We start from the raw sequence: 26542 nt of genomic DNA, 5'->3' as shown, positions 1-26542 counted from the left end.
ATTAGCGGTCCACGTCTGACATAACAAAATCGATACTACCGAGGTAAACGATCAGGTCGGATACCAGGCTGCCGCGGATCACCGACGGGATCTGCTGCAGGTGCGGGAAGCTCGGCGTACGCACGCGGGTGCGGTAGCTCATGGTGCTGCCGTCGCTGGTCAGGTAGTAGCTGTTGATCCCTTTGGTCGCCTCAATCATCTGGAACGATTCGTTAGCCGGCATCACCGGCCCCCAAGACACCTGCAGGAAGTGGGTGATCAGAGTTTCGATGTGCTGCAGCGTGCGTTCTTTCGGCGGCGGCGTGGTCAGCAGATGATCCGCTTTAAACGGCCCTTCCGGCATATTTTTCAGGCACTGCTCCAGAATGTGCAGCGACTGCCACATCTCTTCCATCTTCAGCTGTACGCGGGTGTAGGCGTCGCTAATGCCGGCGCCTACCGGGATCTCAAAGTCGAAGTTTTCATAGCCTGAGTAAGGACGCCATTTGCGCACGTCAAAATCAAGACCGGTGGCGCGCAGCGCGGCACCGGTGGTTCCCCAAGTCAGCGCTTCATCCATATTATAGGCGGCGACACCTTTGGAACGGCCCACCAACACGCTGTTGCGCAGCGCGGCTTTGTCATACTCTTTCAGGCGCTTCGGCATCCAGTCGAGGAACTCGCGCAGCAGGCGCTCCCAGCCCTTCGGCAGGTCGTGCGCCACGCCGCCGATGCGGAACCAAGCCGGATGCATGCGGAAGCCGGTGATGGCTTCCACCACGTCGTAGATCTTCTGACGGTCGGTAAAGGCAAAGAACACCGGCGTCATCGCGCCGACGTCCTGAATAAAGGTCGAGATATAGAGCAGGTGGCTGTTGATGCGGAACAGCTCAGAGAGCATCACGCGGATAACGTTAACGCGGTCCGGCACCACGATGCCCGCCAGCTTTTCTACCGCCAGCACGTAGGGCATCTCATTCACGCAGCCGCCTAGGTACTCCACGCGGTCGGTATAGGGAATGTAGCTGTGCCAGGACTGGCGCTCGCCCATCTTTTCCGCGCCGCGGTGGTGGTAGCCGATATCCGGCACGCAGTCGACGATCTCTTCGCCGTCCAGCTGCAGGATAATGCGGAACGCACCGTGCGCCGACGGGTGGTTCGGCCCCAGGTTAAGGAACATAAAGTCCTCGCTGTTGGTGCTGCGCTTCATGCCCCAGTCTTCCGGCTTGAAGGTCAGCGCCTCCATCTCCAGATCTTCTTTCTGCTTGGTCAGCGTGAAGGGGTCGAATTCGGTGGCGCGCGCCGGGTAATCCTTGCGCAGCGGATGCCCTTCCCAAGTCTGCGGCATCATGATGCGCGTCAGGTGCGGGTGTCCGTCGAAGGTGACGCCGAACATCTCCCAGGTTTCACGCTCGTACCAGTTGGCGTTCTGGAAAATTTTCGTCAGCGTCGGCAGATGCAGGTCGTTTTCCGACAGCGCCACTTTCAGCATGATGTCGCGGTTACGCTCGATCGACAGAAAGTGGTAGAAAACGGAAAAATCCGCGGCGGGCAGACCGGCGCGGTGGGTACGCAAACGCTCGTCCATGCCATGCAGGTCATAGAGCATTACGTAGGGCTTTGGCAGCTTACGCAGGAAGGTCACGATTTCCAGCAGCTGTTCGCGCTTTACCCAGACTACGGGAACGCCCGTGCGGGTTGGCTGAACGGTAAAGACATCCGGCCCAAAACGGTTATGCAGCTCGCCGATCACCGGGTCATCCAGGTGATCCCGGGCTTGCCATACAGGCTGAGCGAGATCGTGCGTGGTTAAATCTGTCATACGTTACTCACCATTCCGGCCTGTCGCCAGGCATTCAAAAGAAGGCGTCAGGATGGGGCCGCGCATTAAATTGTGATGTTTTGCTGCGGGCGTAAAATCCATCCATATACGGTGTTCTTACACTTCGTCAGGCGTGCGAAGGTTAGTTACGGCAATGCGCTCGCCGCGTTTTCTTTTACGTTCCGACTGCATATTGGCGCGGTAAACGCCCTGATCGCCAACCACCCACGACAGCGGGCGACGCTCTTTGCCTATGGATTCGCGCAGCAGCAGCAGCGCCTGCATATAGGCTTCCGGGCGCGGCGGGCAGCCGGGAATGTAGACGTCAACCGGCAGGAACTTGTCTACGCCCTGCACCACAGAGTAGATGTCGTACATGCCGCCGGAGTTGGCACAGGCGCCCATTGAGATCACCCACTTCGGCTCCAGCATCTGGTCATAGAGACGCTGAATCACCGGTGCCATTTTGGTAAAGGGGGTGCCGGCGATCACCATAAAGTCCGCCTGACGCGGCGAGGCGCGCATAACTTCCGCGCCGAAACGCGCCACGTCATGCACAGCGGTGAAAGAGGTGGTCATCTCTACGTAGCAGCAGGACAAACCAAAGTTGTAAGGCCACAGGGAGTTCTTGCGGCCCCAGTTCACCATGTCGTGCAGGGCATGCTCAAGCTTGCCCATGTAGACACTGCGATGGACGTGCTGATCAAGGGGATCGGCGACGATCTCCTGCTTTTGCAGAGGATAACGGTCGTTCTCACCACCGTTCGGGTCTATGCGGGTGAGCGTATAGTCCATCAGATTGCCTCGCTTTTACTGCTTATGAGGGTTGGAGTGACTGATCGGTTTGGATTTGACCACCACGCGACGACGTGCGGGCGCCCAGTCCAGCGCGCCAATACGTACCAGATAGACCAGCCCCGCCAGAAGCACCAAAATGAAAATTGCGGCTTCCACAAAGCCGACCCAGCCGCTTTCTCTAATAGAGGTCGCCCATGCGTATAAAAAGAGCGCTTCCACGTCAAAGATGACGAAGAACATCGCGACGAGGTAGAACTTTGCCGACAGGCGGATATGGGTGTCGCCAACGGATTCAATACCGGATTCAAACTGTGTCTCTTTATGACGGGCGCGGGCGCGACCACCTAAAAGCCATCCTCCGGTCAGCATAAAGGCGCAAAGGCCGAAAGCGATAATGACAAATATGATAAACGCCCAGTGATGAGCGACGACTTCGGTGGCTGTTGACATACTCTTTTTTGCTTACTCATCAAAAGTGGCGATGACATCCTGCGCGGGTCACTTGCAGCAAACGCACCACATCGATTCAAGGGAAGGATAAAAACCGTATAAATTATGCTGTCATTATCAATTAGGCAGCAATTTTATAGGGTTTTTACCCCTTTCTATAACCTTTTGTCAACTTTGACAAAAGTATCCAAAGATTATTTTACACAAGCATCAAAATTTTAACATATGATGCGCGCGACACCAGCTAAATCGCTTCAGTCTGTATGGTCTTTTAAAGTGTAGCGTGATTTAAAATGCATGGATCGTGCATTTAGCCAATATATTTTGACAGGCTTTACTGGGTTTTCCTTCCCCTTAGCAGGGGTATTTTTTTGATCCAGAACACAAAATGGGCCTTTTTGTCCCTTTTTTCAGCAGACGGCAAAATGATCCGGAACGAAATTTCCAGCTTTATAAAATAAAAAGAGAAAGCTTCAATTTATGACAAAAAGAAATAATATTTCATTCACCGCAGGCAGCTCTACTTTTCTGGCGGTCAGCGCGGAGATTTGGCAGGTTTAAACGCATAAAAAAGGCCCTTCGCGGCGTAAGCATCGAGAATGGCCTTTTTATTACGGTTTTAACAATTAACAATCGCGTTAAAATAAAACACAGACAGCTCCGTTAAGAGCGAATTACTCTTCGTCATCCAGCAGCAGCGTCCCGTCCGGGTTTGCGCTCAGGTTGTCGGGATCGTTAGTGGACTGCATGGCATTGAAGATCGTCAGCGCCAGTTCGTTATCGCTATCAGGATTGCGGCACAGCAGGTACTGTGTGTCCGGCAGCACCGGCAGACCTTCCGCCGCACCCATTACGCGCAGTTCAGGACTCATCATCTCCACGGGACGCGCGGTGACGACCAGACCCACTTTAACGGCGGCACACGGCAAGCCAGTGTTGACGCGACGTAAGAGATGCGCCACGGAATGCCCGCCTCGTTGAGATGGTCGATCGCCATATCGCGATAGGGGCTCGGCTCATCGAGTAGCACCAGCGGAATAGCTTCCCCGCACTGAAAGATGTAGTCCGCCGCACAGTACCAGAGCGTCGGCGACGTACGCAGGGCCTGATGGGTAAAGCTGCCGACGCTGGAGGTAGTGACGACCAGATCCACTTCGCCCTGATTCAGCATCTCCATCATGGAAGGATTGCGTTTGACGCGAACGTCAATCGCTAGCTTCGGATAAACCGAGGTGACGTGGTTAAGCAAAAACGGCAGGATGGTGTCGGACGTATCATCCGAGGCGCCAGTGGTCAGTACGCCATGGATATTGCTGTACATCAGCGACGTGCAGGCCTCGTCGTTGAAGCGCAGGATTTTCCGAGCATAGCCTAATAGCTGAATACCATGCTCGGTCAATAACTTATTACGTCCATGTCTGGCAAACAGCTCTTTACCTACCAATTGCTCCAGACGCTGCATCTGCTGGCTGACGGCAGACTGAGTTCGGCACAAGGCGGCAGCGGCGGCCGCAAAAGTGTTCAGGTCCGCAACAGCAACAAATGTTCTCAGCAGCTCGAGGTCGAGATTCAGTATCGGACGATTTGCATTAGTCATGTTTTCTTCACTTATAAGATTTTTAAAAACTACTACCCTAGTGTTATTCTGTGTTGTTATGCGACTTATCAATGCGATAAGCGGTAATGATACTCATTGCTGGCCCTGTGTGAGACCGACAGAGAAATTCATATCATACGAATATCGACAACTGCTAATCCCGACACAGCGGGAAGGCAGCGTTAAGTAGGTAGACAGAAACAACTTCTGGGCTGACAGCGCGGGTGCACAAATGCAGAAAGCTGCGTTGTTGTCTAAAGCACCGTCCGCTTCAAGGACGGGGAAGCCAGCTACAGGATTATGGAATGTGTAGCAGTTAAATACGACAAATAATCATTTGAGTCCAAAATGGAAATGATTTTGTGAAAAGCATCGTAATTTTTGACCTGATCGCATTTCAGGGTTATTCTGACACATCCCTGCTAAGTTTTTAACCGCCCTGTTTCTGAAAGTCGAGATAAAGTGTAAAGATGCGCCATAAATGCCTTTTATCAGGCAGTAGTTGGCTCTTTCTGACAGGGAACTATTCTGGTGATTTCATGCCCACATTGCTCCCATACTGGCGCAGCCGCCAGCGGGTTGGCTTATCCGTTTTTTTTTGAACATTCATGTAAAATACCTTAACTACTTTGCATTCATCTACCCGCTTTTTCCTGCCGTTTCCAAGCCAGAATTTCTTGATTAACCCGTCAGGCGACGGACAGCGATCTTTACAGGCGAACAGGCACATTACAGTCGAATATATTGCTGGAAACCCTACCGACAGTGCGAGTAACCAGTTAATGCCAAAGAAATTATGCTTTCCGCCACGCTTAAGGTAAAAAAATGACTAACACGCCAAAACCTACCGCTGCCCTTCTTTTGTGACGATGAGGAGAGTACATTGTGCTGGTTTGATTTCTGAGGCAGTAAAAAGATGCTGCCCATTAAGGCGGTTAAAAAATGACTTTTCAAATTGATAAATCCGGCAAGCTGGAAAATGTTTGTTACGACATCCGCGGGCCGGTACTTAAAGAGGCTAAACGTCTCGAAGAAGAAGGCAACAAGGTCCTCAAGCTGAACATCGGCAACCCGGCGCCTTTTGGTTTCGAAGCGCCCGATGAAATTCTGGTGGACGTTATCCGCAACTTGCCGAGCGCGCAGGGCTACTGCGACTCCAAAGGCCTCTACTCCGCGCGTAAAGCGATTATGCAGCACTATCAGGCGCGCGAGATGCGCGACGTCACGGTTGAAGATATCTATATCGGCAACGGCGTGTCGGAGCTGATCGTGCAAGCGATGCAGGCGCTGCTCAACAGCGGCGACGAAATGCTGGTGCCGGCGCCAGACTACCCACTCTGGACCGCGGCGGTATCGCTCTCCAGCGGTAAGGCCGTTCACTACCTGTGCGACGAATCCTCCGACTGGTTCCCCGATCTTGACGACATCCGCAGCAAAGTTACGCCGCGCACACGCGGTATCGTCATTATCAACCCTAACAACCCGACGGGCGCGGTCTACAGCAAAGCGCTGCTGCTGGAGATCGTCGAGATCGCGCGTCAGCATAACCTGATCATCTTCGCTGACGAGATCTACGACAAGATCCTTTACGACTCGTCACAGCACCATTCGATCGCCGCGCTGGCGCCGGATCTGCTGACCGTGACCTTCAACGGTCTTTCCAAAACCTACCGCGTGGCGGGCTTTCGCCAGGGCTGGATGGTGCTTAACGGGCCTGAGAAGCATGCTAAAGGTTACATCGAAGGGCTGGAAATGCTGGTCTCGATGCGCCTGTGCGCCAACGTGCCGGCGCAGCACGCCATTCAGACCGCGCTGGGCGGCTACCAGAGCATCAGCGAGTTTATCACGCCGGGCGGCCGCCTCTATGAGCAGCGCCAGCGCGCCTGGGAGCTGATCAATGACATCCCCGGCGTCAGCTGCGTCAAGCCCAACGGCGCGCTCTACATGTTCCCGCGCATCGACGCGAAGAAGTTCAACATCCACGACGACCAGAAAATGGTGCTGGATTTCCTGCTGCAGGAAAAAGTGCTGCTGGTTCAGGGCACCGCCTTTAACTGGCCATGGCCGGATCACGTGCGCATCGTTACCCTACCGCGCGTCGACGATCTGGAGATGGCGATCGGCAAATTCGACCGCTTCCTGCAAGGCTATCGCCAGTAAAACCTGCCGCGTATACTGACAGCATTTGGGGAAGCGCCGCGCTTCCCCGCTTGTTGACAGGATAACGCATGACCCGAAGCCATTTTTTCGCGCATCTTTCCCGCCTCAAACTGATCAACCGCTGGCCGCTGATGCGCAACGTGCGCACCGAGAACGTCTCGGAGCACAGCCTGCAGGTCGCGATGGTCGCCCATGCGCTCGCGGTAATCAAAAACAAGAAATTCAACGGCACTCTGAACGCCGATCGCGTCGCGATGCTGGCACTCTATCACGACGCCAGCGAAGTGCTGACCGGCGACCTGCCAACGCCGGTCAAGTACTACAACGCGCAGATTGCGCATGAATATAAGAAGATTGAGAAGATCGCCCAGCAGAAGCTGATCGAGATGCTGCCAGAAGAGCTGCGGGAGGCGTATCGTCCGCTGCTAGATGAGCATCAGCACAGCGCAGAGGAGCAGTCGGTGGTGAAGCAGGCGGACGCGCTGTGCGCCTATCTGAAATGTCTGGAAGAGCTGTCGGCGGGAAACAATGAATTTTTGCTGGCCAAGTCGCGCCTGGAAAAAACGCTGCAGCAGCGCCGCTCGCCCGAGATGGATTACTTTGTCGAAATCTTTATTCCCAGCTTCAACCTGTCGCTGGATGAGATTTCGCAGGATTCGCCGCTGTAATCGTCATGCGGCGCCGCCGGTTGCGCTTACGCCTGCTGGCTGAGAGAGAAGCCACCCTGCGCATCGGGCGTCACCACCAGCGCGTCGAGTGTAGTGAGCTGCATCAGGGTGTCTGCCCGCCGCGGCGTCGCGGCGGGCGCATCGACGGCGATCACCGCGCAGCGCGCGTTGAGCCCAGATAGGATCCCGGCGGGCGCGTCTTCCACCATCACGCAGCTTTCCGCCGTAAGCCCCAGCTTTTTGGCGCCGAGCAGATAGGTATCCGGCTCAGGCTTGCCCTTCTCCACCTGCTCCGCCGTAATAAAAACCGCCGGCTGTGGCAGCCCGGCGGCAGTATGGCGCGCCCGCGCCACCGGCACCGGCACCGGCACCGAGCCGGAGGTGACGATGGCCCACGGAATGCGCAGCGCGTCGAGCCTTGTCAGCAGGGCATGCGCGCCCGGCAGCGCCTGCACCCCTGCGATATCTTGCGCTTCGTTTTGCTCCAGCGCGCGAAACTTCGCCTGTATTGCGGCTTCCGGCTGGCCCGCCATAAAATGGCGCAGCGAGGTGATCGCCTGCTTGCCATGTATAATAGATTTCGTCTGCCGCTATGCCGTGGCGCGCGCCCCAGTTGCGGCGCCACGCGCGCTCCACCGCAGGCAGCGAATCCACCAGCGTGCCATCCATATCAAATAAAAAACCGCTGTAGGTCACATCGCGCTCCCGTTAAGCATTAATGATTTGCGCGATCTTGGTCGCGCACAGGTAATACTGTCGCGGACAAGTGTGCCATACCACGAGCATGCGTTGGTATTTTTCCCACATCGGCGTATGGGCGTTGAAGCCGTGCGTGCCTGAGTCAAAGTGGGTGTAGCGCCCTTCGGTATTCACTCACCATAAAGCGCACGTAGCCGAGAAAACGTGCTTCGGTTTCTGCATCGAAGCCCAGAAAGGCGAGGCGACGTTTATCCAGCGTCTCTTTATCTTCCAGATTCGACCAGGAGACGTGCATCGCATGGTGCATCTCCATTATGTCGATAGATAATAGTGCGGCAGGTCTCTTCCGACAGCTCGCCGAACTCTTTGTCCAGCTCGCGCATCTTCAGCCCGTAGCCGCGCTCGATAATGGTCTGATAGCGGCGGTAGCGCTCGGCGTTATCCGGCTCCAGCATCGCCATCATTTTGTACTGGTTGGAGAGAATCAACCGCTGCGCGTGGGTCATTTCCATCGTAAGCTCCTGGGCCGACAGGCCGTCAAGAAAGGGGATTGAAACGATTGCACAAGGCGCGTGATGCGGATACGCCCGCATCACTTTTCTTTGATTTAATCCCGGCTCAGGCACAAATTCTCTCAGCGCCAAAGCGGCAGTCGATCAAAGATCGTCGAGAAAGGTGCGATCCAGCTGCCGGAACGCCCGCTTGAGCAGATCGGCCAGCGCCTGATAGGTGGGTTTGCCTTCCACCGGCGCGATAGCCTGTCCCGCCTCTTCCTGCCGGGCGCGCACCTCGTGGAACCAGTGAAGCAGAATAGGCGGCAGCGGCGTCACCGAGCGTTTGCCCAGCCACCACAGCCCCTGCATCGGCAGGCTGCAGGCGAACAGCGCGGTGGCGACAGCGGGACCGAGCTGTCCGCCCAGCGCGATTTGCCAGCTCAGCATAAATATCGCCAGCGGCGGCATAAAGCGAATCGCAAAGCGGGTAATGTGGGTGACGCGATTTTCAGGAAAGATCGGCGCGAGGCGTTTGTCATTCGGCCAGGTCTTCATATAGTGCTGGCCATTTTGAAAAATACGGAACCAGCCAGTATTGCCAGAATCACTCGCCATGGCGGACCTCTAATACAGCAAATAATAAAAAAATTTTATAATTACACAACTTTACGTAACATCCTTCAAAATTTTTTGTCTTTAGCAGGGACTCTCGCTATCCTGATGCAGCTAAATAACACACTGGAAACGGGCAAAGACGTAAATGACAAACGCAACGGCCAGCACAGGCGCGAAAAAACTCAAAAAATTGCGCAAAAGTTCTGATTTTTTTACGGAGAAGTAATATTTTGACTACCGCATGGGGTTTATGATTAATATCCCCGCTTTCATGAGCTACGCAGATAGTCTGATTGCCTCTTTTTTAGCCGCTTTTAACAAATAGGTACTTCCATGTCGAGTAAGTTAGTACTGGTTCTGAACTGCGGCAGCTCTTCACTGAAGTTCGCCATTCTGAACGCCGCCAGCGGAGAAGAACACCTTTCCGGCCTGGCTGAATGCTTCCACCTGCCTGAAGCGCGCATTAAATGGAAACAGGACGGAGAAAAACACGAGGCACCTCTTAGCGCCTTCGCCGCGCACAGCGAAGCCCTGAATTTCATTGTTAAAACTATTCTGGCACAAAAATCGACGCTGTCGGCACAAATTGTAGCAATTGGCCACCGCATCGTCCATGGTGGCGAACAGCTGACAGAATCCGTCATTATCACCGACGCGGTCATCAGAGGCATTAAAGACAACGCCTCGTTCGCGCCGCTGCATAACCCAGCGCACCTGTTCGGCATCGAAGAGGCGATGAAAAACTTCCCGCACCTTTCCGATAAAAATGTGGCCGTTTTTGACACGGCGTTCCATCAGACGATGCCGGAAGAGTCCTATCTCTACGCTCTGCCCTACAAACTCTATAAAGAGCACGGCGTTCGCCGCTACGGCGCGCACGGTATCAGCCACTACTATGTCACCCACGAAGCGGCGGAGTTCCTGAACAAACAGGTCGACGAGCTGAATATTATCACCTGCCATCTCGGCAACGGCGCCTCTGTGGCGGCAGTGCGCAACGGCAAATGCGTCGACACCTCGATGGGGCTAACGCCGCTGGAAGGTCTGGTCATGGGCACGCGCAGCGGCGACATCGACCCGGCGATCGTCTTCTATCTGCATGACACGCTGGGCATGAGCGTCGACGCCATCAACAAGCTGCTGACCAAAGAGTCAGGACTGCTGGGCCTGACCGAGGTTACCAGCGACTGCCGCTACGTGGAAGACAACTACGAAACCAAAGAGGACGCGAAGCGCGCGATGGATGTCTTCTGCCATCGCCTAGCGAAATATATCGGCAGCTATACCGCAATGATGGAAGGCCGCCTGGACGCGGTGATCTTTACCGGCGGCATCGGCGAAAATGCCGCCATGGTGCGCGAGCTGTCGCTGAAGAAGCTCGGCCTGCTCGGCTTTGAGGTCGATCACGAGCGTAACCTAGCGGCGCGCTTCGGCAAATCGGGCTTTATCAATAAAGAGGGCACCTGCCCGGCAATTGTTATCCCCACCAATGAAGAACTGGTGATCGCTCAAGACGCCGCGCGTCTGACCGCCTGATGTTTTACCGCCAGCTTCGGCTGGCGGTGTTGTTTTTGACACAGCCTAAAGCGAGGTTCAAACGTGTCACGTACAATTATGCTTATTCCGACCAGCACTAGCGTCGGCCTGACAAGCGTCAGCCTCGGCGTCATCCGCGCCATGGAACGTAAAGGCGTTCGTCTCAGCGTCTTTAAGACTATCGCCCAGCCGCGTGCTGGCAGCGATACGCCCGATCAAACCACCCTGATCATCCGCAAAAACTCGTCGATTCCCGCCGCCGACCCGTTGAAAATGTCGCGCGTGGAGTCGCTGCTGGGCGCTAATCAGCAGGACGTGTTGATGGAAGAGATTATCGCCCGCTATCACGCCAACACCAAAGATGCGGAAGTTGTGCTGGTGGAGGGCCTGGTGCCGACGCGTAAACACCAGTTCGCCAACGCGCTGAACTATGAGATTGCCAAAACGCTGAACGCGGAAATCGTGTTTGTTATGGCGCTCGGCAACGACTCTCCGGCGCAGCTGAAAGAGCGCATTGAGCTGACGCAGAGCAGCTTCGGCGGCAGCAGAAACAAAAACATCACCGGCATTATCATCAACAAACTCAACGCGCCGGTTGACGAGCAGGGCCGCACGCGCCCCGATCTGTCGGAAATCTTCGACGACTCCACCAAAGCGAGCGTGGCAAATATCGATCCAAAACAGCTGTTTGCCGACAGCCCGCTGCCGGTGCTGGGCTGTATACCCTGGAGTTTCGATCTGATCGCCACGCGCGCCATCGATATGTGCCGCCACCTCAACGCCGAGGTAGTTAACGAAGGGGAAATCGCCACGCGCCGCGTGAAGTCGGTAACCTTCTGCGCCCACAGCCTGCCGCATATGCTGGAGCATTTCCGCCCAGGCTCGCTGCTGGTTACCTCCGCGGATCGCCCGGACGTGCTGGTCGCCGCCTGTCTCGCCGCGATGAACGGCATCGAAATCGGCACCATCCTGCTGACCGGCGGCTACGAAATGGACAGCCGCATCGCGAAACTGTGCGAGCGCGCTTTCCAGACCGGCCTACCGGTGTTTATGGTGAAAACCAACACCTGGCAAACCTCGCTCAGCCTGCAGAGCTTTAACCTGGAAGTGCCCAGCGACGATACCCAGCGCGTGGAAAAGGTCCAGGAGTATGTTGCCAGCTATATCAACGCCGACTGGATCGAGTCGCTAACCGCTACCTCTAAGCGCAGCCGCCGCCTGTCGCCGCCGGCGTTCCGCTATCAGCTGACCGAACTGGCGCGCAAAGCGGGCAAACGCATCGTGCTGCCGGAAGGCGACGAGCCGCGTACCGTGAAGGCCGCGGCCATCTGCGCCGAACGCGGCATCGCCACCTGTGTGCTGCTGGGCAACCCGGATGAAATCCAGCGCGTCGCCGCTGCTCAGGGCGTCGAGCTGGGAAAAGGCATCGAAATCGTCGATCCAGAAGTGGTGCGCGACAACTATGTGCCGCGCCTGGTAGAGCTGCGCAAAAACAAAGGCATGACCGAAGTGGTGGCACAGGAGCAGCTGAAAGACAACGTGGTGCTCGGCACCATGATGCTGGAGCGCGGCGAAGTGGACGGCCTGGTTTCCGGCGCCGTGCACACCACTGCCAACACTATTCGTCCGCCGCTGCAGCTGATCAAAACCGCGCCGAACAGCTCGCTGGTCTCCTCGGTGTTCTTTATGCTGCTGCCGGAGCAGGTGCTGGTCTACGGCGACTGCGCCATCAACCCGGACCCGACCGCCGAACAGCTGGCGGAAATCGCGATTCAGTCGGCCGATTCCGCGCAGGCCTTCGGCATTGAGCCGCGCGTGGCGATGATCTCCTACTCCACCGGCAACTCCGGCGCGGGCAGCGACGTGGAGAAAGTGCGTGAAGCAACGCGCATTGCGCAGGAGAAACGTCCGGATCTGGTGATTGACGGTCCGCTGCAGTATGACGCGGCGGTTATGGAGGATGTGGCGAAGTCCAAGGCGCCGAACTCTGCGGTCGCCGGCCGCGCCACGGTGTTTATCTTCCCGGATCTCAACACCGGCAACACCACCTACAAAGCGGTTCAGCGCTCGGCAGATCTGATCTCTATCGGACCGATGCTGCAGGGCATGCGCAAGCCGGTTAACGACCTGTCGCGCGGCGCGCTGGTGGACGATATAGTCTATACTATCGCCCTGACGGCGATCCAGCAGCAGGCGGAAGGCTAACAGGCCCGCCTGCCGCTGGCGCGACGCTCAGGCGCGAATGCCTGACGCACCGCGCGCAACCTAAAAAAACGGCCCGCACAGTGCGGGCCGTTTTTCGTCAGGCGTCGCCGTTGCGCGACAGCCATAGCGACAGCGCTTTCAGCGAATCGTCGGTAAACTCATCGCAGCGCGCGGTAATCTCATCCGGCGTAATCCAGAACACCTCGTCCACTTCCTCTTCCTGCATGGCGAACGGACCGTGATACACGCAGCTGAACAGGCCGCCCCAGACGCAGACATGTTCATCTTCGAAGTAGAATTTGCCCTGCTCCGCGAACGGCACATCCGCGATGCCCAGCTCCTCTTCCGCCTCACGGCGCGCCGACTCCAGCAGATCTTCGCCGCTCTGCACCACGCCGCCCGCGGTGGCGTCCAGCATGCCGGGCATGAAGTCTTTGGTCTCGGTGCGGCGCTGCACCAGGATTTTGCCTGCACCGTCATGCACCACGATATAGGTCGCGCGATGACGCATGCGCTGCGCGCGCATCTGCACACGGGTTGCCTGCGCAATCACTTCATTCTCTTCGTTGACGATATCGACCAACTCGATGCCGTCGCCTGCGGTTTGATCCACCATCCGGAAACCCTTTTCTGTTCTGGCGTGCCGTGCGACACGCGCCTGATTGCCAAGTCGTTGTTGTTATAGTGTGCTGTAAGGTAATCACTTCCGCTCGCCTGAGCAAGCGGCGCAACCTATCGTTGTTTGCCGCTTTCCGCTAGCCAGAGCTGCACCGAGGCGCGCTGCCACTGAAATTCAGTATATTCCCGCACTCTGCCCGGCAGCGCGTCGCCATGCAGCGCCAAGCGGTTAAGCATCACCGCCAGATTAGTATCGGCCAGCGACCATTCGCCGAACAGGTTTTGCTGCTTATCTAGCAGCAGACGCAGGCAGGCCGCCACCAGTTTCTCCGCCGCCTGCTGTGCCGCCGCGCTCATCGGCGCAAAGCGTTCCCCGGCAAAAAGCACCTCGGTCGGCCGCTCCTGGCGGATCGGCAGCAGATCGCTGCGCAGCCATGCCTGAATCTCCCGCGCCCGGGCACGCTTTTCGCTGTCGCGCGGATAGAGCCGTTCGAACGCCGGCGCCGGAAAGCGCTCCTCCAGATACTCTGCGATGGCGGAAGATTCGCCCAGCGCGAATTCATCAAGCTACAGCGTCGGCACGCGGCAGGTCAGCGACAGCGCGCGGTAGTCGCTGGAGAGCTGTTGATGTTGCGCAAGATCGATGCGTTTCAGCGTGAAGGGAATGCCTTTTTCCGTCAGGGCAACGTAAACCGACATCGCGTAGGGGCTAAAAAACGATGAATCAGACCACAGGGTGATAGACAGGTAATTCATCTGTTACCTCAAAAAGCTTATCAGGGTTGCCTGATTTTTACCGGCTTTCTGGCAGCAAAGCAATCACCTGCTAGTCGGATCTTTGCAAACCGCTACGTAGCTCTGCGGCGCGCTGGCGCGCTTCTTCCTACGCTGAAAAGCGTGCGTATCAGAAAAAAGATAAGGAGACTCAACATGCATATTCTCGTTACCGGCGGTACCGGACTGATCGGCCGCCATCTTATTCCGCGCCTGCAGTTGCTCGGACATCAGGTCAGTGTGGTAACGCGCGACGTTGCTGCGGCGCGCGCGTGTCGCTCTGGTCCAGACTGGCGCAGCAGCAGAACCTCGATAGCGTGGATGCGGTGATCAACCTCGCTGGCGAGCCGATTGCCGATAAGCGCTGGACCGAGCAGTAGAAGCAGTGGCTGTGCGAAAGCCGCTGGCAGATCACCGAGCGCATCACCTCGCTCATCAACGCCAGCCAGAATCCGCCGCGTGTGCTGATCTCCGGCTCGGCAACCGGCTATTATGGCGAGACGGGCGATGTGGTGCTGACCGAGGAGGATCAAGTTTCCCCATATGCTGTGCGCCCGCTGGGAGCAGCTGACGCTGAGCGCGCAAAGCGAATGCACCCGCGTCTGCCTGCTGCGCACCGGCGTGTTGCTGGCCAGCGAAGGCGGCGCGTTAAGCAAGATGAAGCTGCCGTTCAAACTCGGCGTCGGCGGGCCGATCGGCAGCGGCAAGCAGTACCTGCCGTGGATCCATATCGACGATATAGTGAATGCTATGCTCTGGTTGCTGGATCACGATGCGCTAAGCGGTCCGTTCAATATGGTGTCACCCTATGCGGTGCGCAACGAGCAGTTCGCCGCCACGCTCGGCCACGTTATGCACCGACCCTTCGCTCGCCTGCACCTCATCCTGAAACGCGGCGTCGATGCGGCCCGCGTTCAGATCCTGATAAACCAGGTCCTGGTTGGCGTAAGGCGTCACGTTGACCCCTTTAGGCCGCCAGTTTTCGTTGGTGTAGGTCTCCTGGGTGGTGCCCTGAAGCAGGCCGATGTTTTTGCCCTTCAGCGACTCGATGGTCGGCTGGATCGGCGAGCCTTTTGCCGCAACCAGGCGCGCGTTGGCGGCGTAGAGCTTATCGGAGAAGGCGGATCTATTCCTGACGTTTGGCGGTAATGTAATGGAGAGCGAAGAGATGATAGCGTCGATTTTCTTCGCCTTCAGCTATGGGATCACGCATCGAAGTCGCTTTCAACTAGGTGCATTTTGCGTTGATGCGTTTGCAAATTTCGTTAGCGAGATCGATATCGAAGCCCACTAGCTGTCCCCTGCGCGTTTTGGGATTCAAACGGCGGGTAAGTCGGGTCAGTGCCGATGCGAATTGATGACGGCACCGCGGCGAACACGCTGGCGGCGCTGGTCAGGCCCAGCATGAGAGAAAGAGCCAGAACTCGCTTCTTCATAGATTACCCTCAGTGAAGTGCTTTTTGTTATGGGGGCGTGATGTGTTTGCGCTTGTTAAGCTTGCATATTTCATACCAGCAATGCACGCCGCCGGAAAGGCGAAAACGCCAGCGTTGTGAAGGGAATATATTAGCGATGTCAGGGGGAAAAAGCGACCTTGTTAACTTTTGGTGCACAAAATGCACGAAGAGTGATCGCTCACGCGCATTTACACTTTTAAGGTGCAAGTGCGCTGCTTTTATACACCATCCCAGCGCGTAAAGAGATCCTGCGGCAGGCTGATGTCGAACTGATCGATCACGCGATTTACCGTTTGATCCACCAGCTCCATAATGCTCTGCGGCCAATGATAAAAGGCGGGAACCGGCGGCAGGATCACCGCGCCCAGCTCGGCGGCGGTGGTCATCATGCGCAGATGGCCGACGTGCAGCGGCGTTTCGCGCACCCCCAGCACCAGCTTGCGCTGCTCCTTCAGCACCACGTCGGCGGCGCGCGTCAGCAGGCTGTCGCTATAGCTGTGGACAATGCCGGAGAGGGTTTTCATCGAGCACGGCAGAATCGCCATGCCGATCGTTTTAAAGGAGCCGGATGAGATGCTGGCGGCGATATCGCGCACGTCATGCACCACATCCGCCAGCGCTTGCACCTCGCGCAGCGTGTAGTCGGTCTCGAGGCTCAGAGTTTGTCGCGCCGACGGACTCATTACCAGATGGGTTTCCACCTCGCTGACCTGTTGCAGCACCTGCAGCAACCGCATGCCGTAAATCGCGCCGCTTGCGCCCGAGATGCCCACGATGAGTCGTTTCATACTTCTTCCTTGCCCGTTCAGTAAGCGCTCATGATAACCCGTCGTGCGCGCTGAAAACAAACGGGGCGGATTTCTCCGCCCCGTTCAGGTGATCATGATCAGGCAGCGAGGCGCTTAGCCTTCGTTGTGCAGTTCGAGGTTTTCGACCTCGTTCTGACGCAGCATCGCCTTGGCGTCGTCGTTGCGCAGCGACTGGAGGTACTCCAGATACTGCTGGTCGACATCTTTGGTGACGTAGACGCCGTTGAACACCGAGCACTCAAACTGCGCGATATCCGGATTCTCTTCACGCACCGCTTCGATCAAGTCATTAAGATTCTGGAAAATCAGCACGTCCGCCTTGATCAGCTGACAGATTTCATCCACTTCGCGGCCATGAGCGATCAGCTCGTTGGCGCTCGGCATATCGATGCCGTAAACGTTCGGGAAACGAATTTCCGGCGCCGCAGAGGCGAGGTAAACGTGTTTCGCACCCGCTTCGCGCGCCATCTCGATAATCTGCTCCGAGGTGGTACCGCGCACGATAGAGTCATCCACCAGCAGCACGTTCTTGCCGCGGAATTCGGCGCGGTTGGCGTTCAGCTTGCGGCGTACCGCGCTGCGGCGCAGCTGCTGGCCCGGCATGATAAAGGTGCGGCCCACGTAGCGGTTCTTCACAAAGCCCTGGCTATAGGGTTTGTTAAGGATGCGAGCAATCTCCAGCGCGATATCGGTAGAGGTTTCCGGTATCGGGATCACCACGTCGATATCGAGAGCTTCCCACTCGCGCGCAATCTTCTCGCCCAGCTTGGTACCCATGCGCACGCGCGCGCTGTAGACGGAAATCTTGTCGAGGAACGAGTCAGGACGCGCAAAGTAGACGTACTCGAACAGGCACGGGTTGCTTTTCGGGTTCTCAGCGCACTGGCGTGTAAACAGCTGGCCCGCTTCGGTAATGTAGACTCCTTCGCCCGGCGCGACGTCGCGCAGGAATTCAAAGCCCAGGGTATCGAGCGCCACGCTTTCAGAGGCGACCATATACTCCACGCGGCTGTCCGGCAGCACGCGCTTGCCCAGCACCAGCGGACGAATGCCGTTGGGATCGCGGAACGCGACCATGCCGTGGCCGATAATAATAGCGACCACCGCGTAAGCGCCGCGCACATGCTGATGCACCGCCGCGACCGCCGCGAAGATGTTATCCGCTTCCAGCGGATAGTGCTGAAAGCGATCCAGCTCCTGCGCAAAGATGTTGAGCAGGATTTCGGAATCGGAAGTGGTGTTGACGTGACGACGACCTTTTTCGAACAGATGCTTGCGCAGCTCGTGCGCGTTGGTCAGGTTGCCGTTATGCGCCAGGGTAATGCCGTACGGCGAGTTAACATAGAACGGCTGCGCTTCAGAGGCGCTGGAGCTGCCTGCGGTCGGGTAGCGAACGTGGCCGATCCCCATATTGCCCTGCAGGCGCTGCATGTGGCGCGCTTCAAAGACATCGCTGACGAGGCCGTTCGCCTTACGCAGACGGAAGCAGTTCAGCGCATCGATGGTGCAAATGCCTGCGGCATCCTGACCGCGGTGCTGAAGCACCGTTAACGCATCATAGATCGACTGGTTGACCGGGATAAAACCGGTGATACCAACAATACCGCACATGTTGTCATTTCCTCATTAGCCGCACTCCCGGTGGCATCACCGGGGTAAAAAACTCGACGTGCTTTTCAGATAGTCGAAGAACCATCTGATTATGTAACTGAACTGGGGAATGAGTTGGGACTGCTGCCAGTCCGGGCTTTTGGAAAAGCCAGTGAATGTATCGAGGAGGAAAAGCATCGCACTCACGATCAGCATGCCACGAAACGCCCCGAAACAGACCCCCAACACCCTGTCGGTTCCCGACAGGCCGGTCTTTTCAACCAGCGAGCCGATCACATAGTTGACTATCGCACCGACAATCAGTGTCGCGACGAACAGCACCGCAATGGTGACACTGTTCCGCACCAGTTCATCGTCAAAACCTGTAAACCAGACTGCAAGGTGGGCATAATAGTAACTGGCGACAAAAAACGCGCATCCCCAGGTAACGAGAGATAAGGCTTCGCGAACAAATCCTCGAATCAGGCTGACCAAAGCCGAAAAACCAACTACCGCAATAATGACGTAATCAATCCAGATCATGAACTCTTCCAGCACCAGTGCGTCTGCACCCCTGTATCCAGTTCGGGGCGCATTCTAACAGAAAAAGAAAACGTTTGCGTAGCGCTTTTCCCTTTCCACATTCATAAAAAGGGCGATGAAAAAAACTTTCCTCGCCCGATGAAAATGTAGGGTTTAAAGCCCTTGAATTAAATAAAATTTTAGTGCGCACGCATCGCTTTAACCCTGCGTGCGGCGCCGCCTTTTTATGCTATCGGCGGCGCCAATCGATCCCTTAGCGCGCGCTGTAGGGCTTCACCACGCCGCCGAGGCCGGAAACGCTCTGCAGCTCCGCCAGTGAACTCTGCAGCTTCGCTTTCGAGGCGTCCGGACCGACGTAAAGGCGGGTAATCTGCCCCTGAACCGGCGTTGACGGCACGGTAAAGGCGCGATAGCCCGACAGGCGTAGCTTAGTGACGATTTCGTTCACCTTGGCGGCGTTCTTCAGCGCGCCGAGCTGCACCACATAGGCCTGACCGGCCGGGGCGTTCTGCTCCGCTGGCTTCGCCGCCTCCGCTGTTTCCGCCGATTCGCTCGGTTTCGGCTCAACTGGTTTGGGCTGCTCGACCGGCTTCGGCTGCTCTGCCGCTTTCGCTTTCGGCTGCTCAGTCTGGCGCGGCTTGGCAGCTTCGCTCTGGTGCACCGGCGGCGGCGTCACCACGCTCGGCTCGCTGTTGCTACGCAGCGCAGCGTTGCCCTGTTCGGCACCGCTGCTGTTGTCGGCGCTGTTGCCGCTGCTTACCGCGCTGCCGGCACCCTGCGGTGGCTGTGCTGGCAAGGGCTGCGTCACCGGCGGCACCATCTCGCTGTCCTGCTGATCGTCGGGCTTCGGCACCAGCGGGATCGCCGCGAACTCCTCTTTATAGTGCTTCTTTTTACCGTCGAGCAGGCCCGGCAGTACAATTACACCCACCGCCACCAGAATAATGGTGCCGACCAGGCGGTTCTGAAACTTACTCGCCACGACCTTTCTCCATCGCTGTCAATTCCATGACCTGCGCCACGGTGTGGAAGGATCCGCACACTAGCACAATGTCCTGCGCCTCCGCCTGCTGGCGCGCCACCTGCCAGGCGTGCGCCACGTCGGCAAAGGCGGCCGCCGCGTAGGCGGGCAGATATACCATCAGCTCCTCGGCGCGGGCGCCGCGCGGGCCGCCCAGCGGCGCACAGTACCAGCGATCTATGTGTGGCGCCAGCGCCGTCAGGGTGCCGGCGATATCCTTGTCGTGCAGCATGCCCACCACCGCATGCACGCGGCCCGTGTTCGGCAGCTGCGCCAGACGCGACGCCAGATAGCCCGCAGCGTGCGGATTATGCGCCACGTCGAGGATTACGCGCGGCGATTCGCTGATGGTCTGAAAACGGCCGGGCAGGATCGCCAGCGGCAGATATTCCCGGATAACTGCTTCGCTGACCGTCAGGCCGGAGGCGCGCAGCGCTGCCAGCGTAGTGGCCGCGTTCGGCAGCGGCACCTGCGGCAGCGGCAGATCGTTCAGCTCGCCCTGCGCGTCGCGAAATGCCCAGCTTTCCGGCTGCTGGCTATAGTACCAGTCGCGGTTGCGCTGCATCAGCCACGCGCCCTTCTCCGCCGCCATGACGGCGATGCTGGCAGGCATCTCCGGCTCGCCCACTACCGCGGGCTTGCCGCTGCGGAACACGCCTGCTTTCTCGCGGCCGATGCTTTCGCGATCCGGGCCGAGCCAGTCGGTATGATCCAGCGCGATGCTGGTCACCACCACCACGTCGGCGTCGACGATATTGGTGGCGTCCAGCCGGCCGCCCAGCCCGACTTCGAGGATCACTACGTCCAGCTGCGCCTGTTGAAACAGGTTCAGCGCGGAAAGGGTGCCGAATTCGAAATAGGTAAGAGAGACGTCGCCGCGACCGGCTTCGATTCTGGCGAAGCTGGCGCTGTGCAGCGAGGCGTCAAGCTCTAGGCCCTGCACCCGCACGCGCTCGGTATAGCGTACCAGATGCGGCGAGCTGTAGACGCCAACGCGGTAGCCCGCCGCGAGCAGCAGCGTCTCCAGCGTGCGGCAGGTGGTGCCCTTGCCGTTGGTGCCGGCAACGGTGAAAACAAAGGGGGCGGGTTTGGTCAGATCGAGGCGCTGCGCTACGCAGCAAATGCGATCCAGGCCCAGCGCGATGGTCTGTGTATGCAGATGCTCAAGATAATAAAGCCACGTAGCCAAAGGCGACGTGGCTTGAGGAAAGTGAAGAGTGTCCATATGTCCCGTTTAACTCATTTTGAGCCGGTTCAGCCGGTTCGACGGTGCATTGGTGAAAGGCGCGGCGCGCGCCTCTCTCCTGTCAGGCCTAGTTGCTCTCCGGCTCTTCCGCAGGCGCGGTCGGTTCGCCATCGTGCAGCGGCGCGGGAAGATTCATCATCTTCGCCAGCAGGCTTGCCAGTTTGTAACGCATTTCCGGGCGACGGATGATCATGTCGATCGCGCCCTTTTCGATCAGGAATTCGCTGCGCTGGAAGCCCGGCGGCAGTTTCTCGCGCACGGTTTGCTCGATAACGCGCGGGCCGGCAAAGCCGATCAGCGCTTTCGGCTCGGCGACGTTAAGGTCGCCCAGCATCGCGAAGCTGGCGGAGACGCCGCCCATGGTCGGGTCGGTCAGCACGGAGATATAGGGCAGACCGCGCTCCTGCATTTTGGCCAGCGCGGCGCTGGTTTTCGCCATCTGCATCAGCGACATCAGTGCTTCCTGCATACGCGCGCCGCCGCTGGCGGAGAAGCAGATCAGCGGGCAGTTGTCTTCCAGCGCCTGCTCTACCGCACGCACGAAGCGCGCACCAACTACCGAGCCCATAGAACCACCCATAAAAGCGAACTCAAAAGCGGCCGCCACAACCGGCATACCGTGCAGCTGACCTTTCATTACGATCAGAGCGTCTTTCTCTTCCGTCTCTTTCTGCGCGGCGGCGAGGCGATCTTTGTACTTCTTGGAATCGCGGAACTTCAGGATATCCTTCGGCTCCAGCTCGCTGCCCAGCTCGGTCTGCGTGCTCTGATCGAGCAGGCTGTTGAGGCGCTCACGGGCGTGCATGCGCATGTGATGGTCGCACTTCGGGCAAACCTCAAGATTACGCTCCAGCTCGGCGCGGTACAGTACCTGACCGCAGCTGTCGCACTTGGTCCAGACCCCTTCCGGGATGCTGGCACGACGTGCAGGCGTAACGTTGCTTTTATTAAGAATGCGTTCAATCCAGCTCATTGAAGACCTTTATGTTTAAAACTGACCTGGTCCAGTCATCTTATTTGCCGCTGAAAATCGCTTCAGCAGACATGAAATGTCGCTCATTAAACCACAACCACTCTGGACTGTGGATAAAAATCTGGTCTATGATACCGACGATCAGCAGCTTGAGATTTCCCTGTACCACCGGCAAATCGCCGAACAGGTAGCCCGCGTAGGCAAACAGCAGCACCCACGCTAGCGCGCCGGCAACGTTGAACAGCGCGAAGTGGCGATAGGACATATGCCCCGCCGGCGACAAAAGGCGCAAAGGTGCGCGCAATAGGCACGAAACGTGCAAGGATAATGGTTTTTCCGCCGTGGTGCGCGTAAAACGCATGAGTTTTATCAAGGTAGCTGTGACGGGGAAATGCGCGAGTTCGGATTGCTGAACAGCCGCTCGCCAAACAGGCGGCCGATAGTATAGTTCACCGCATCGCCCAGCACCGCCACCACCAGCAGTAGCGCCATCGCATGGATGTTGAGATCGTTGCCCGGCAGCGCAGCCAGCGCGTCCGCCACGAACAGCAGCGAGTCGCCCGGCAAGAAAGGCGTGACCACAAGGCCGGTTTCACAACAACCAAAAAGTGGACGAACTCCATAACGCCTCTCTGAAAACGACCTGCTAATAATCCGCCAGGAACAACGGCCCCATCGGCGGCTCGGGTAACGCAAAATGCGATGGATAGTCCACCGCGACTAAATAGAGTCCTTCCGCGCGGGCGGTCGCCGCCGCCAGCGTGCGATCTTTCGCCGCCAGCAGCGTCGCCATCCACGTTTCCGGCTGGTTACCGCAGCCGATCTCCATCAGGCTGCCGACGATATTGCGTACCATGTGATGCACAAAGGCGTTGGCCTTGATATCGACAATCACGAACGCGCCCTGCCGCGTCACGTTCAGGTGTATCAGGTTGCGCCACGGCGTGCGCGACTGACACTGGACGGCGCGGAACGAAGTGAAATCGTTCTCCCCCAGCAGCACCTGCCCGGCGCGATGCATCTTCTCCGCATCCAGCGGGTGATAGAAGTGCGTCACGCCGCGCCCCAGAATCGCCGGGCGCAGCCGCTGGTTGTAGATCAGGTAGTGGTAGCGGCGCGCGGTGGCGCTGAAGCGCGCGTGAAATTCATCCGGCACCGCCTTGACCCAGCGCACCGCGATATCTTCCGGCAGGTTGGCGTTGACGCCCAGCGTCCAGGCGCCGTCGGCGCGCTGCGAGGTGGTTTCGAAATGCACCACCTGGCCGGTGCTGTGCACTCTGGCGTCGGTGCGCCCGGCGCAAAACACGCTGACTGGGTGGTTCGCCACCTTCGACAGCGCCTTTTCCAGCTTCTCCTGCACGCTGTGTACTTCCTGCTGACGCTGCCAGCCGTAGTAGCGGCTGCCGTCATACTCGATGCCGAGCGCCAGCTTGTGTGTCTGACCTTTTGACATTAATAGAAGTACTCCTGCACCAGCTTCTCGGCGGTTTTCACCGCCATCAGCGCGCCGCCGAAGCGAATGTTGTCCGCCACCGACCAAAACTGCAGCAGTTCAGGAATGCCGTAGTCGTTGCGCACGCAGCCGATGCTCAGCTGCTCATTGCCAGAGGCGTCGCCGACCTGCGTCGGATAATCCTCTTCATCGCTCAGATTGATATCGGCGGCCTGCGCCAGCTCGGCGCGCGCCTCCTCCGCCGACAGCGGACGCAGGCTCTCCAGATGTACGATCTGCGCGTTGCCGTAGAACACCGGCACCTGCACGCTGCTGACCGCAATCGGCAGGCCGTCATCCTGCAGCACTTTGCGCACCTGCTCAACTAAACGACGCTCGCTGGCGACGCTGCCTTCGGCGTCTGCCAGCTGCGGCAGCAGGTTGAACGCCAGCTGGCGGCCGAAATAGTGATCCTCCGCCGGCACGCCGTTCAGCAGGCGTGCGCTCTCGCCCGCCAAGCCGTCCACCGCGCTTTTGCCATGGCTAGAGGCGGAGAGCAGGTTCGTCACCTGCAGACGGCCTAAGCCGGCCGCATCCACCAGCGGCTTGATGGCGCTCAGCAGCTGGCTGGTCAGGCTGTCGGCGACGCTCACCAAGTTGCGGTTGCGGTAGTCCGCCATCACGTGCGGATTGACGTCCGGCACCACCAGCGGCACATCCGGCGACAGCGCGAAGAGATCGCTGCTGTCGATCACCAGGCAGCCGGCGTTGACGGCCTCCTCGGTGTAGTGCGCCGACGCGTCGCGCCCGGCGACGAAAAAGGCGAGCTGCACCTGCGACCAGTCGAAATATTCCGCGTTGCCGACGCGCAGCGAGCGCCCCTCGAAACGCAGGGGTTCGCCGACGCTGTTTTCGCTGGCCAGCAGATACAACTCACCAACCGGGAACTGGCGTTCCGCCAGCAGTTCTAGTAAAGCGTTCCCTACTGCGCCTGTCGCGCCCAGTAGCGCAATATTCCAGCCGTCAGACATGTTGGTTTACTCCAGACAATGACATAAAACAGAAGGCAGTGATATTCACCGCCTAGGTTTCGGAACTATCCCCCGCCGCATGCGGCACGGGAAGCAATGTTAGCTGTTGCCGAGACGCGCGCTGAAGCCCAGTGCCGTCAGCAGGCTGGCGGTCTCGGCGTTATCGCAGATCACCTCAAGCGAGGACCACTCGCGGCGCTCCTGATAGGTTTTGCGCAGGCGATCAAATTCGCCCGGCTGCGCGGCCACTTTACGCAGCGGCGTGTCGTCGTGGCGCACATCATACACCAGATGCGCCAGACGTTTCAGTGTTGCCTGATCGAGCACGCCGTTGAGGGTGACGCGGCTGAATTCCGGCGTCGGCAGCAGCGCAGAGAGCGGCACCTGCTGCGGCTGGCCGAGAAAGTCACACCAGGCCTCGAACACCTGGGTGGTACCGCGCGCCTTGCCCTCCAGCGTATAGCCGGCGATATGGGCAGTGCCAATATCCACTCTATCGAGCAGATCGAGCGACAGCGCCGGCTCCGACTGCCAGACGTCGAGCACCACGCTGAGATCGCGCCGCTTCTTCAGCACCTCCAGCAGCGCGGCGTTATCCACCACCGGCCCGCGGCAGGTGTTGATCAAAATGGCATTGGGCTTCAGCGCCATCAGCAGCGCAGCGTCGGCCAGGTGCCAGCTTTTATAGGGGCCTTCTTTGAACAGCGGCGTGTGGAAGGTGAGAATATCCGCCTCCGCCACCAGCGCGTCGAGCGAGCGGAAGTCGCCGTCGTCGCCGCGATCAGCGCACGGCGGATCGCACAGCAGGGTTTTCACGCCCCAGGCCTCCAGCCGCTTTTGCAGCCGTCCGCCGACGTTGCCGACGCCGACAATGCCGACGGTGCGGTCGCGCAACGCAAAGCCGTCGCGCTCTGCCAGCAGCAGCAGCGCGGAGAAAACGTACTCCACCACGGCGATGGCGTTGCAGCCCGGCGCGGCGGAGAAGGCGATGCCTGCCTGCTGCAGCCAGGCCTCGTCAACGTGGTCGGTGCCCGCCGTGGCGGTGCCGACGAACTTCACCGGCTTGCCCGCCAGCAGCGCCTCATTCACCTGCGTCACCGAACGCACCATCAGGCCGTCGGCATCCTCCAGTTCTTGCTGCGGCAGCGGCCGACCCGGCACCGCCAGCACCGTGCCGGTCCGGCTGAACAACTCGCGCGCATAGGGCATATTTTCATCTACCAGGATCTTCACAATCGCTTTCCTGCTGTTGGCCAGATAAGTAGGCGCTATTCTGGCACAAACGGAAAAATTAGCCCAGGCGCGCGCGGTAGCGCTCCGGCGTAGTGCCCGCCTGCTGCTGAAACATCACGATCAGCGCCAACGCCGAGCCATAGCCGAGATCGTGCGCGATCGCCTGCACGCTTTTGCCCTGCCCCAGCAGCGCGACGGCGTGCAGAAAGCGCAGCCGCTGGCGCCATTCGTTGAAGGACATCTGCAGATCCTGGCGGCAGCGCCGCGCCAGGGTGCGCTCGGTGGTGAAAACGCGCGCCGCCCACTGCGCTAGCGTGGTGTTGTCGCCGGGATTCGCCTCCAGCGCGCGTAGCACCGGCGCCAGCCGCAGCCGATCGCGCAGCACCTTGCACAGCCGCCACTGCTCAGCGCTCTCCGGCTGCGCCAGCCCGGTGCGCGAACTCATCCATAATGGCATGCACGATGGCGTCGACGCTGAGCAGGCAGGCGCGCGGCGGCAGCCCGTCGCACAGCGGCGCGGTAATATTAAAGCTGCGGAACTGCGCCTGCAGGCGGTTGTAGCTGGCGTGGCGGGATCCTGATGGGAATGGTGGCGGGCGTCAGCAGCCGCTCGCCCTCGACGAGTATCTCCAGCTCTTGGCGCGTGACAAAAATAACCTGCCCCCACTCATGGGCGTGCGGCAGATATTCTGTTTAGCGTTGGCGTGCTCATAGCGCATAAAGCATAAAGTAGTGCAGGCGCTGCGCATCCTCAGGGGGCTGATATTCGACGCTAAAGTCATTCTGTCCGGT

The 26542-nt window shown here is 58.4% G+C and carries 18 protein-coding genes and 8 pseudogenes; 5 read left to right on the top strand and 21 right to left on the bottom strand.

What is annotated here, in order from left to right; translation table 11 throughout:
* Position 1: 1 nt before the first annotated feature.
* The 4 genes and pseudogenes from nuoC to lrhA all read right to left on the bottom strand — a co-directional run bounded on the left by nuoC (position 2) and on the right by lrhA (position 4646).
* The gene (gene nuoC / locus EIO60_RS10850; protein ID WP_258576808.1) at positions 2–1801 is read right to left on the bottom strand and encodes an NADH-quinone oxidoreductase subunit C/D; all 1800 of its coding nucleotides are present in this window, start codon (positions 1799–1801) and stop codon (positions 2–4) included.
* 117 nt (positions 1802–1918) lie between these two features.
* The gene (locus EIO60_RS10845) at positions 1919–2596 is read right to left on the bottom strand and encodes a NuoB/complex I 20 kDa subunit family protein (RefSeq protein WP_258576807.1); all 678 of its coding nucleotides are present in this window, start codon (positions 2594–2596) and stop codon (positions 1919–1921) included.
* 15 nt (positions 2597–2611) lie between these two features.
* Positions 2612–3049: an NADH-quinone oxidoreductase subunit A gene (locus EIO60_RS10840; RefSeq protein ID WP_258576806.1), complete on the bottom strand. Its 438-nt coding sequence runs from the start codon at positions 3047–3049 to the stop codon at positions 2612–2614.
* A 674-nt stretch (positions 3050–3723) separates the two neighbouring features.
* Positions 3724–4646, bottom strand: a pseudogene (lrhA, locus tag EIO60_RS10835) (transcriptional regulator LrhA).
* 942 nt (positions 4647–5588) lie between these two features.
* Between lrhA and EIO60_RS10830 the strand changes: the two are divergent.
* Together EIO60_RS10830 and yfbR are read left to right on the top strand one after the other, a co-directional pair.
* Entirely contained in the window at positions 5589–6806 is a 1218-nt protein-coding gene (locus EIO60_RS10830; protein WP_258576805.1) for a pyridoxal phosphate-dependent aminotransferase, read from the top strand.
* 68 nt (positions 6807–6874) lie between these two features.
* On the top strand, positions 6875–7474 hold the full coding sequence (yfbR, locus tag EIO60_RS10825) for a 5'-deoxynucleotidase (RefSeq protein WP_258576804.1): 600 nt from the start codon (positions 6875–6877) through the stop codon (positions 7472–7474).
* Positions 7475–7500: 26 nt separating this feature from the next.
* On the opposite strand, the pseudogene EIO60_RS10820 reads toward yfbR, so the two are convergent.
* The 3 genes and pseudogenes from EIO60_RS10820 to yfbV all read right to left on the bottom strand — a co-directional run bounded on the left by EIO60_RS10820 (position 7501) and on the right by yfbV (position 9282).
* Positions 7501–8170: pseudogene (locus EIO60_RS10820) on the bottom strand (sugar phosphatase).
* A 12-nt stretch (positions 8171–8182) separates the two neighbouring features.
* Positions 8183–8685 (bottom strand): annotated as a pseudogene (locus EIO60_RS10815) (YfbU family protein).
* A 144-nt stretch (positions 8686–8829) separates the two neighbouring features.
* Positions 8830–9282, bottom strand: a complete 453-nt coding sequence (yfbV, locus tag EIO60_RS10810) for a terminus macrodomain insulation protein YfbV (RefSeq protein WP_258576803.1) — start codon at positions 9280–9282, stop codon at positions 8830–8832.
* A gap of 333 nt (positions 9283–9615) precedes the next feature.
* Here yfbV and ackA point away from each other — a divergent pair, with 333 nt between their 5' ends.
* Positions 9616–10818, top strand: coding sequence for an acetate kinase (gene ackA / locus EIO60_RS10805; protein ID WP_258576802.1), 1203 nt, complete (start codon positions 9616–9618; stop codon positions 10816–10818).
* A gap of 63 nt (positions 10819–10881) precedes the next feature.
* Positions 10882–13023: a phosphate acetyltransferase gene (pta, locus tag EIO60_RS10800; protein ID WP_258576801.1), complete on the top strand. Its 2142-nt coding sequence runs from the start codon at positions 10882–10884 to the stop codon at positions 13021–13023.
* Positions 13024–13120: 97 nt separating this feature from the next.
* Here the strand turns inward: pta and yfcD are convergent, their stop codons facing one another.
* Both yfcD and yfcF read right to left on the bottom strand, forming a co-directional pair.
* The gene (gene yfcD / locus EIO60_RS10795) at positions 13121–13639 is read right to left on the bottom strand and encodes an NUDIX hydrolase YfcD (RefSeq protein ID WP_258576800.1); all 519 of its coding nucleotides are present in this window, start codon (positions 13637–13639) and stop codon (positions 13121–13123) included.
* A 116-nt stretch (positions 13640–13755) separates the two neighbouring features.
* Positions 13756–14397, bottom strand: a pseudogene (gene yfcF, locus EIO60_RS10790) (glutathione transferase).
* 174 nt (positions 14398–14571) lie between these two features.
* Between yfcF and EIO60_RS10785 the strand changes: the two are divergent.
* Positions 14572–15387 (top strand): annotated as a pseudogene (locus tag EIO60_RS10785) (TIGR01777 family oxidoreductase); the annotation flags it as partial.
* Here EIO60_RS10785 and EIO60_RS10780 read toward each other — a convergent pair.
* From EIO60_RS10780 to EIO60_RS10725, 12 genes and pseudogenes are all read right to left on the bottom strand, one after another.
* Positions 15277–15851, bottom strand: a pseudogene (locus EIO60_RS10780) (transporter substrate-binding domain-containing protein); the annotation flags it as partial. The pseudogenes EIO60_RS10785 and EIO60_RS10780 sit on opposite strands and share 111 nt — an antisense overlap.
* A 239-nt stretch (positions 15852–16090) precedes the next feature.
* Positions 16091–16660, bottom strand: coding sequence for a UbiX family flavin prenyltransferase (locus EIO60_RS10775; protein WP_258576799.1), 570 nt, complete (start codon positions 16658–16660; stop codon positions 16091–16093).
* A 114-nt stretch (positions 16661–16774) separates the two neighbouring features.
* On the bottom strand, positions 16775–18292 hold the full coding sequence (gene purF, locus EIO60_RS10770; RefSeq protein ID WP_258576798.1) for an amidophosphoribosyltransferase: 1518 nt from the start codon (positions 18290–18292) through the stop codon (positions 16775–16777).
* Between the two features lie 36 nt (positions 18293–18328).
* Complete coding sequence (gene cvpA, locus EIO60_RS10765; RefSeq protein WP_258576953.1) at positions 18329–18814, bottom strand: colicin V production protein; 486 nt, start codon at positions 18812–18814, stop codon at positions 18329–18331.
* 253 nt (positions 18815–19067) lie between these two features.
* The gene (dedD, locus tag EIO60_RS10760; RefSeq protein ID WP_258576797.1) at positions 19068–19796 is read right to left on the bottom strand and encodes a cell division protein DedD; all 729 of its coding nucleotides are present in this window, start codon (positions 19794–19796) and stop codon (positions 19068–19070) included.
* On the bottom strand, positions 19786–21060 hold the full coding sequence (folC, locus tag EIO60_RS10755) for a bifunctional tetrahydrofolate synthase/dihydrofolate synthase (protein ID WP_258576796.1): 1275 nt from the start codon (positions 21058–21060) through the stop codon (positions 19786–19788). Before folC ends, dedD begins: the two co-directional genes overlap by 11 nt.
* Before the next feature lie 88 nt (positions 21061–21148).
* Entirely contained in the window at positions 21149–22054 is a 906-nt protein-coding gene (gene accD / locus EIO60_RS10750) for an acetyl-CoA carboxylase, carboxyltransferase subunit beta (protein ID WP_258576795.1), read from the bottom strand.
* 127 nt (positions 22055–22181) lie between these two features.
* Positions 22182–22657: pseudogene (locus EIO60_RS10745) on the bottom strand (DedA family protein); the annotation flags it as partial.
* 43 nt (positions 22658–22700) lie between these two features.
* Positions 22701–23507, bottom strand: coding sequence for a tRNA pseudouridine(38-40) synthase TruA (gene truA / locus EIO60_RS10740; protein ID WP_258576794.1), 807 nt, complete (start codon positions 23505–23507; stop codon positions 22701–22703).
* Positions 23507–24517 (bottom strand): aspartate-semialdehyde dehydrogenase, encoded by a 1011-nt coding sequence (locus tag EIO60_RS10735; protein WP_258576793.1) that lies wholly within the window; start codon positions 24515–24517, stop codon positions 23507–23509. Before EIO60_RS10735 ends, truA begins: the two co-directional genes overlap by 1 nt.
* 99 nt (positions 24518–24616) lie before the next feature.
* Entirely contained in the window at positions 24617–25750 is a 1134-nt protein-coding gene (gene pdxB / locus EIO60_RS10730) for a 4-phosphoerythronate dehydrogenase PdxB (protein ID WP_258576792.1), read from the bottom strand.
* A 58-nt stretch (positions 25751–25808) separates the two neighbouring features.
* Positions 25809–26488: pseudogene (locus EIO60_RS10725) on the bottom strand (AraC family transcriptional regulator).
* Positions 26489–26542 lie beyond the last annotated feature (54 nt).

The sequence above is a fragment of the Candidatus Pantoea persica genome (assembly GCF_013753875.1).
GTDB classification, from domain to species: domain Bacteria; phylum Pseudomonadota; class Gammaproteobacteria; order Enterobacterales; family Enterobacteriaceae; genus Pantoea; species Pantoea persica.
This window is presented reverse-complemented; position numbering and strand designations above follow the sequence as displayed.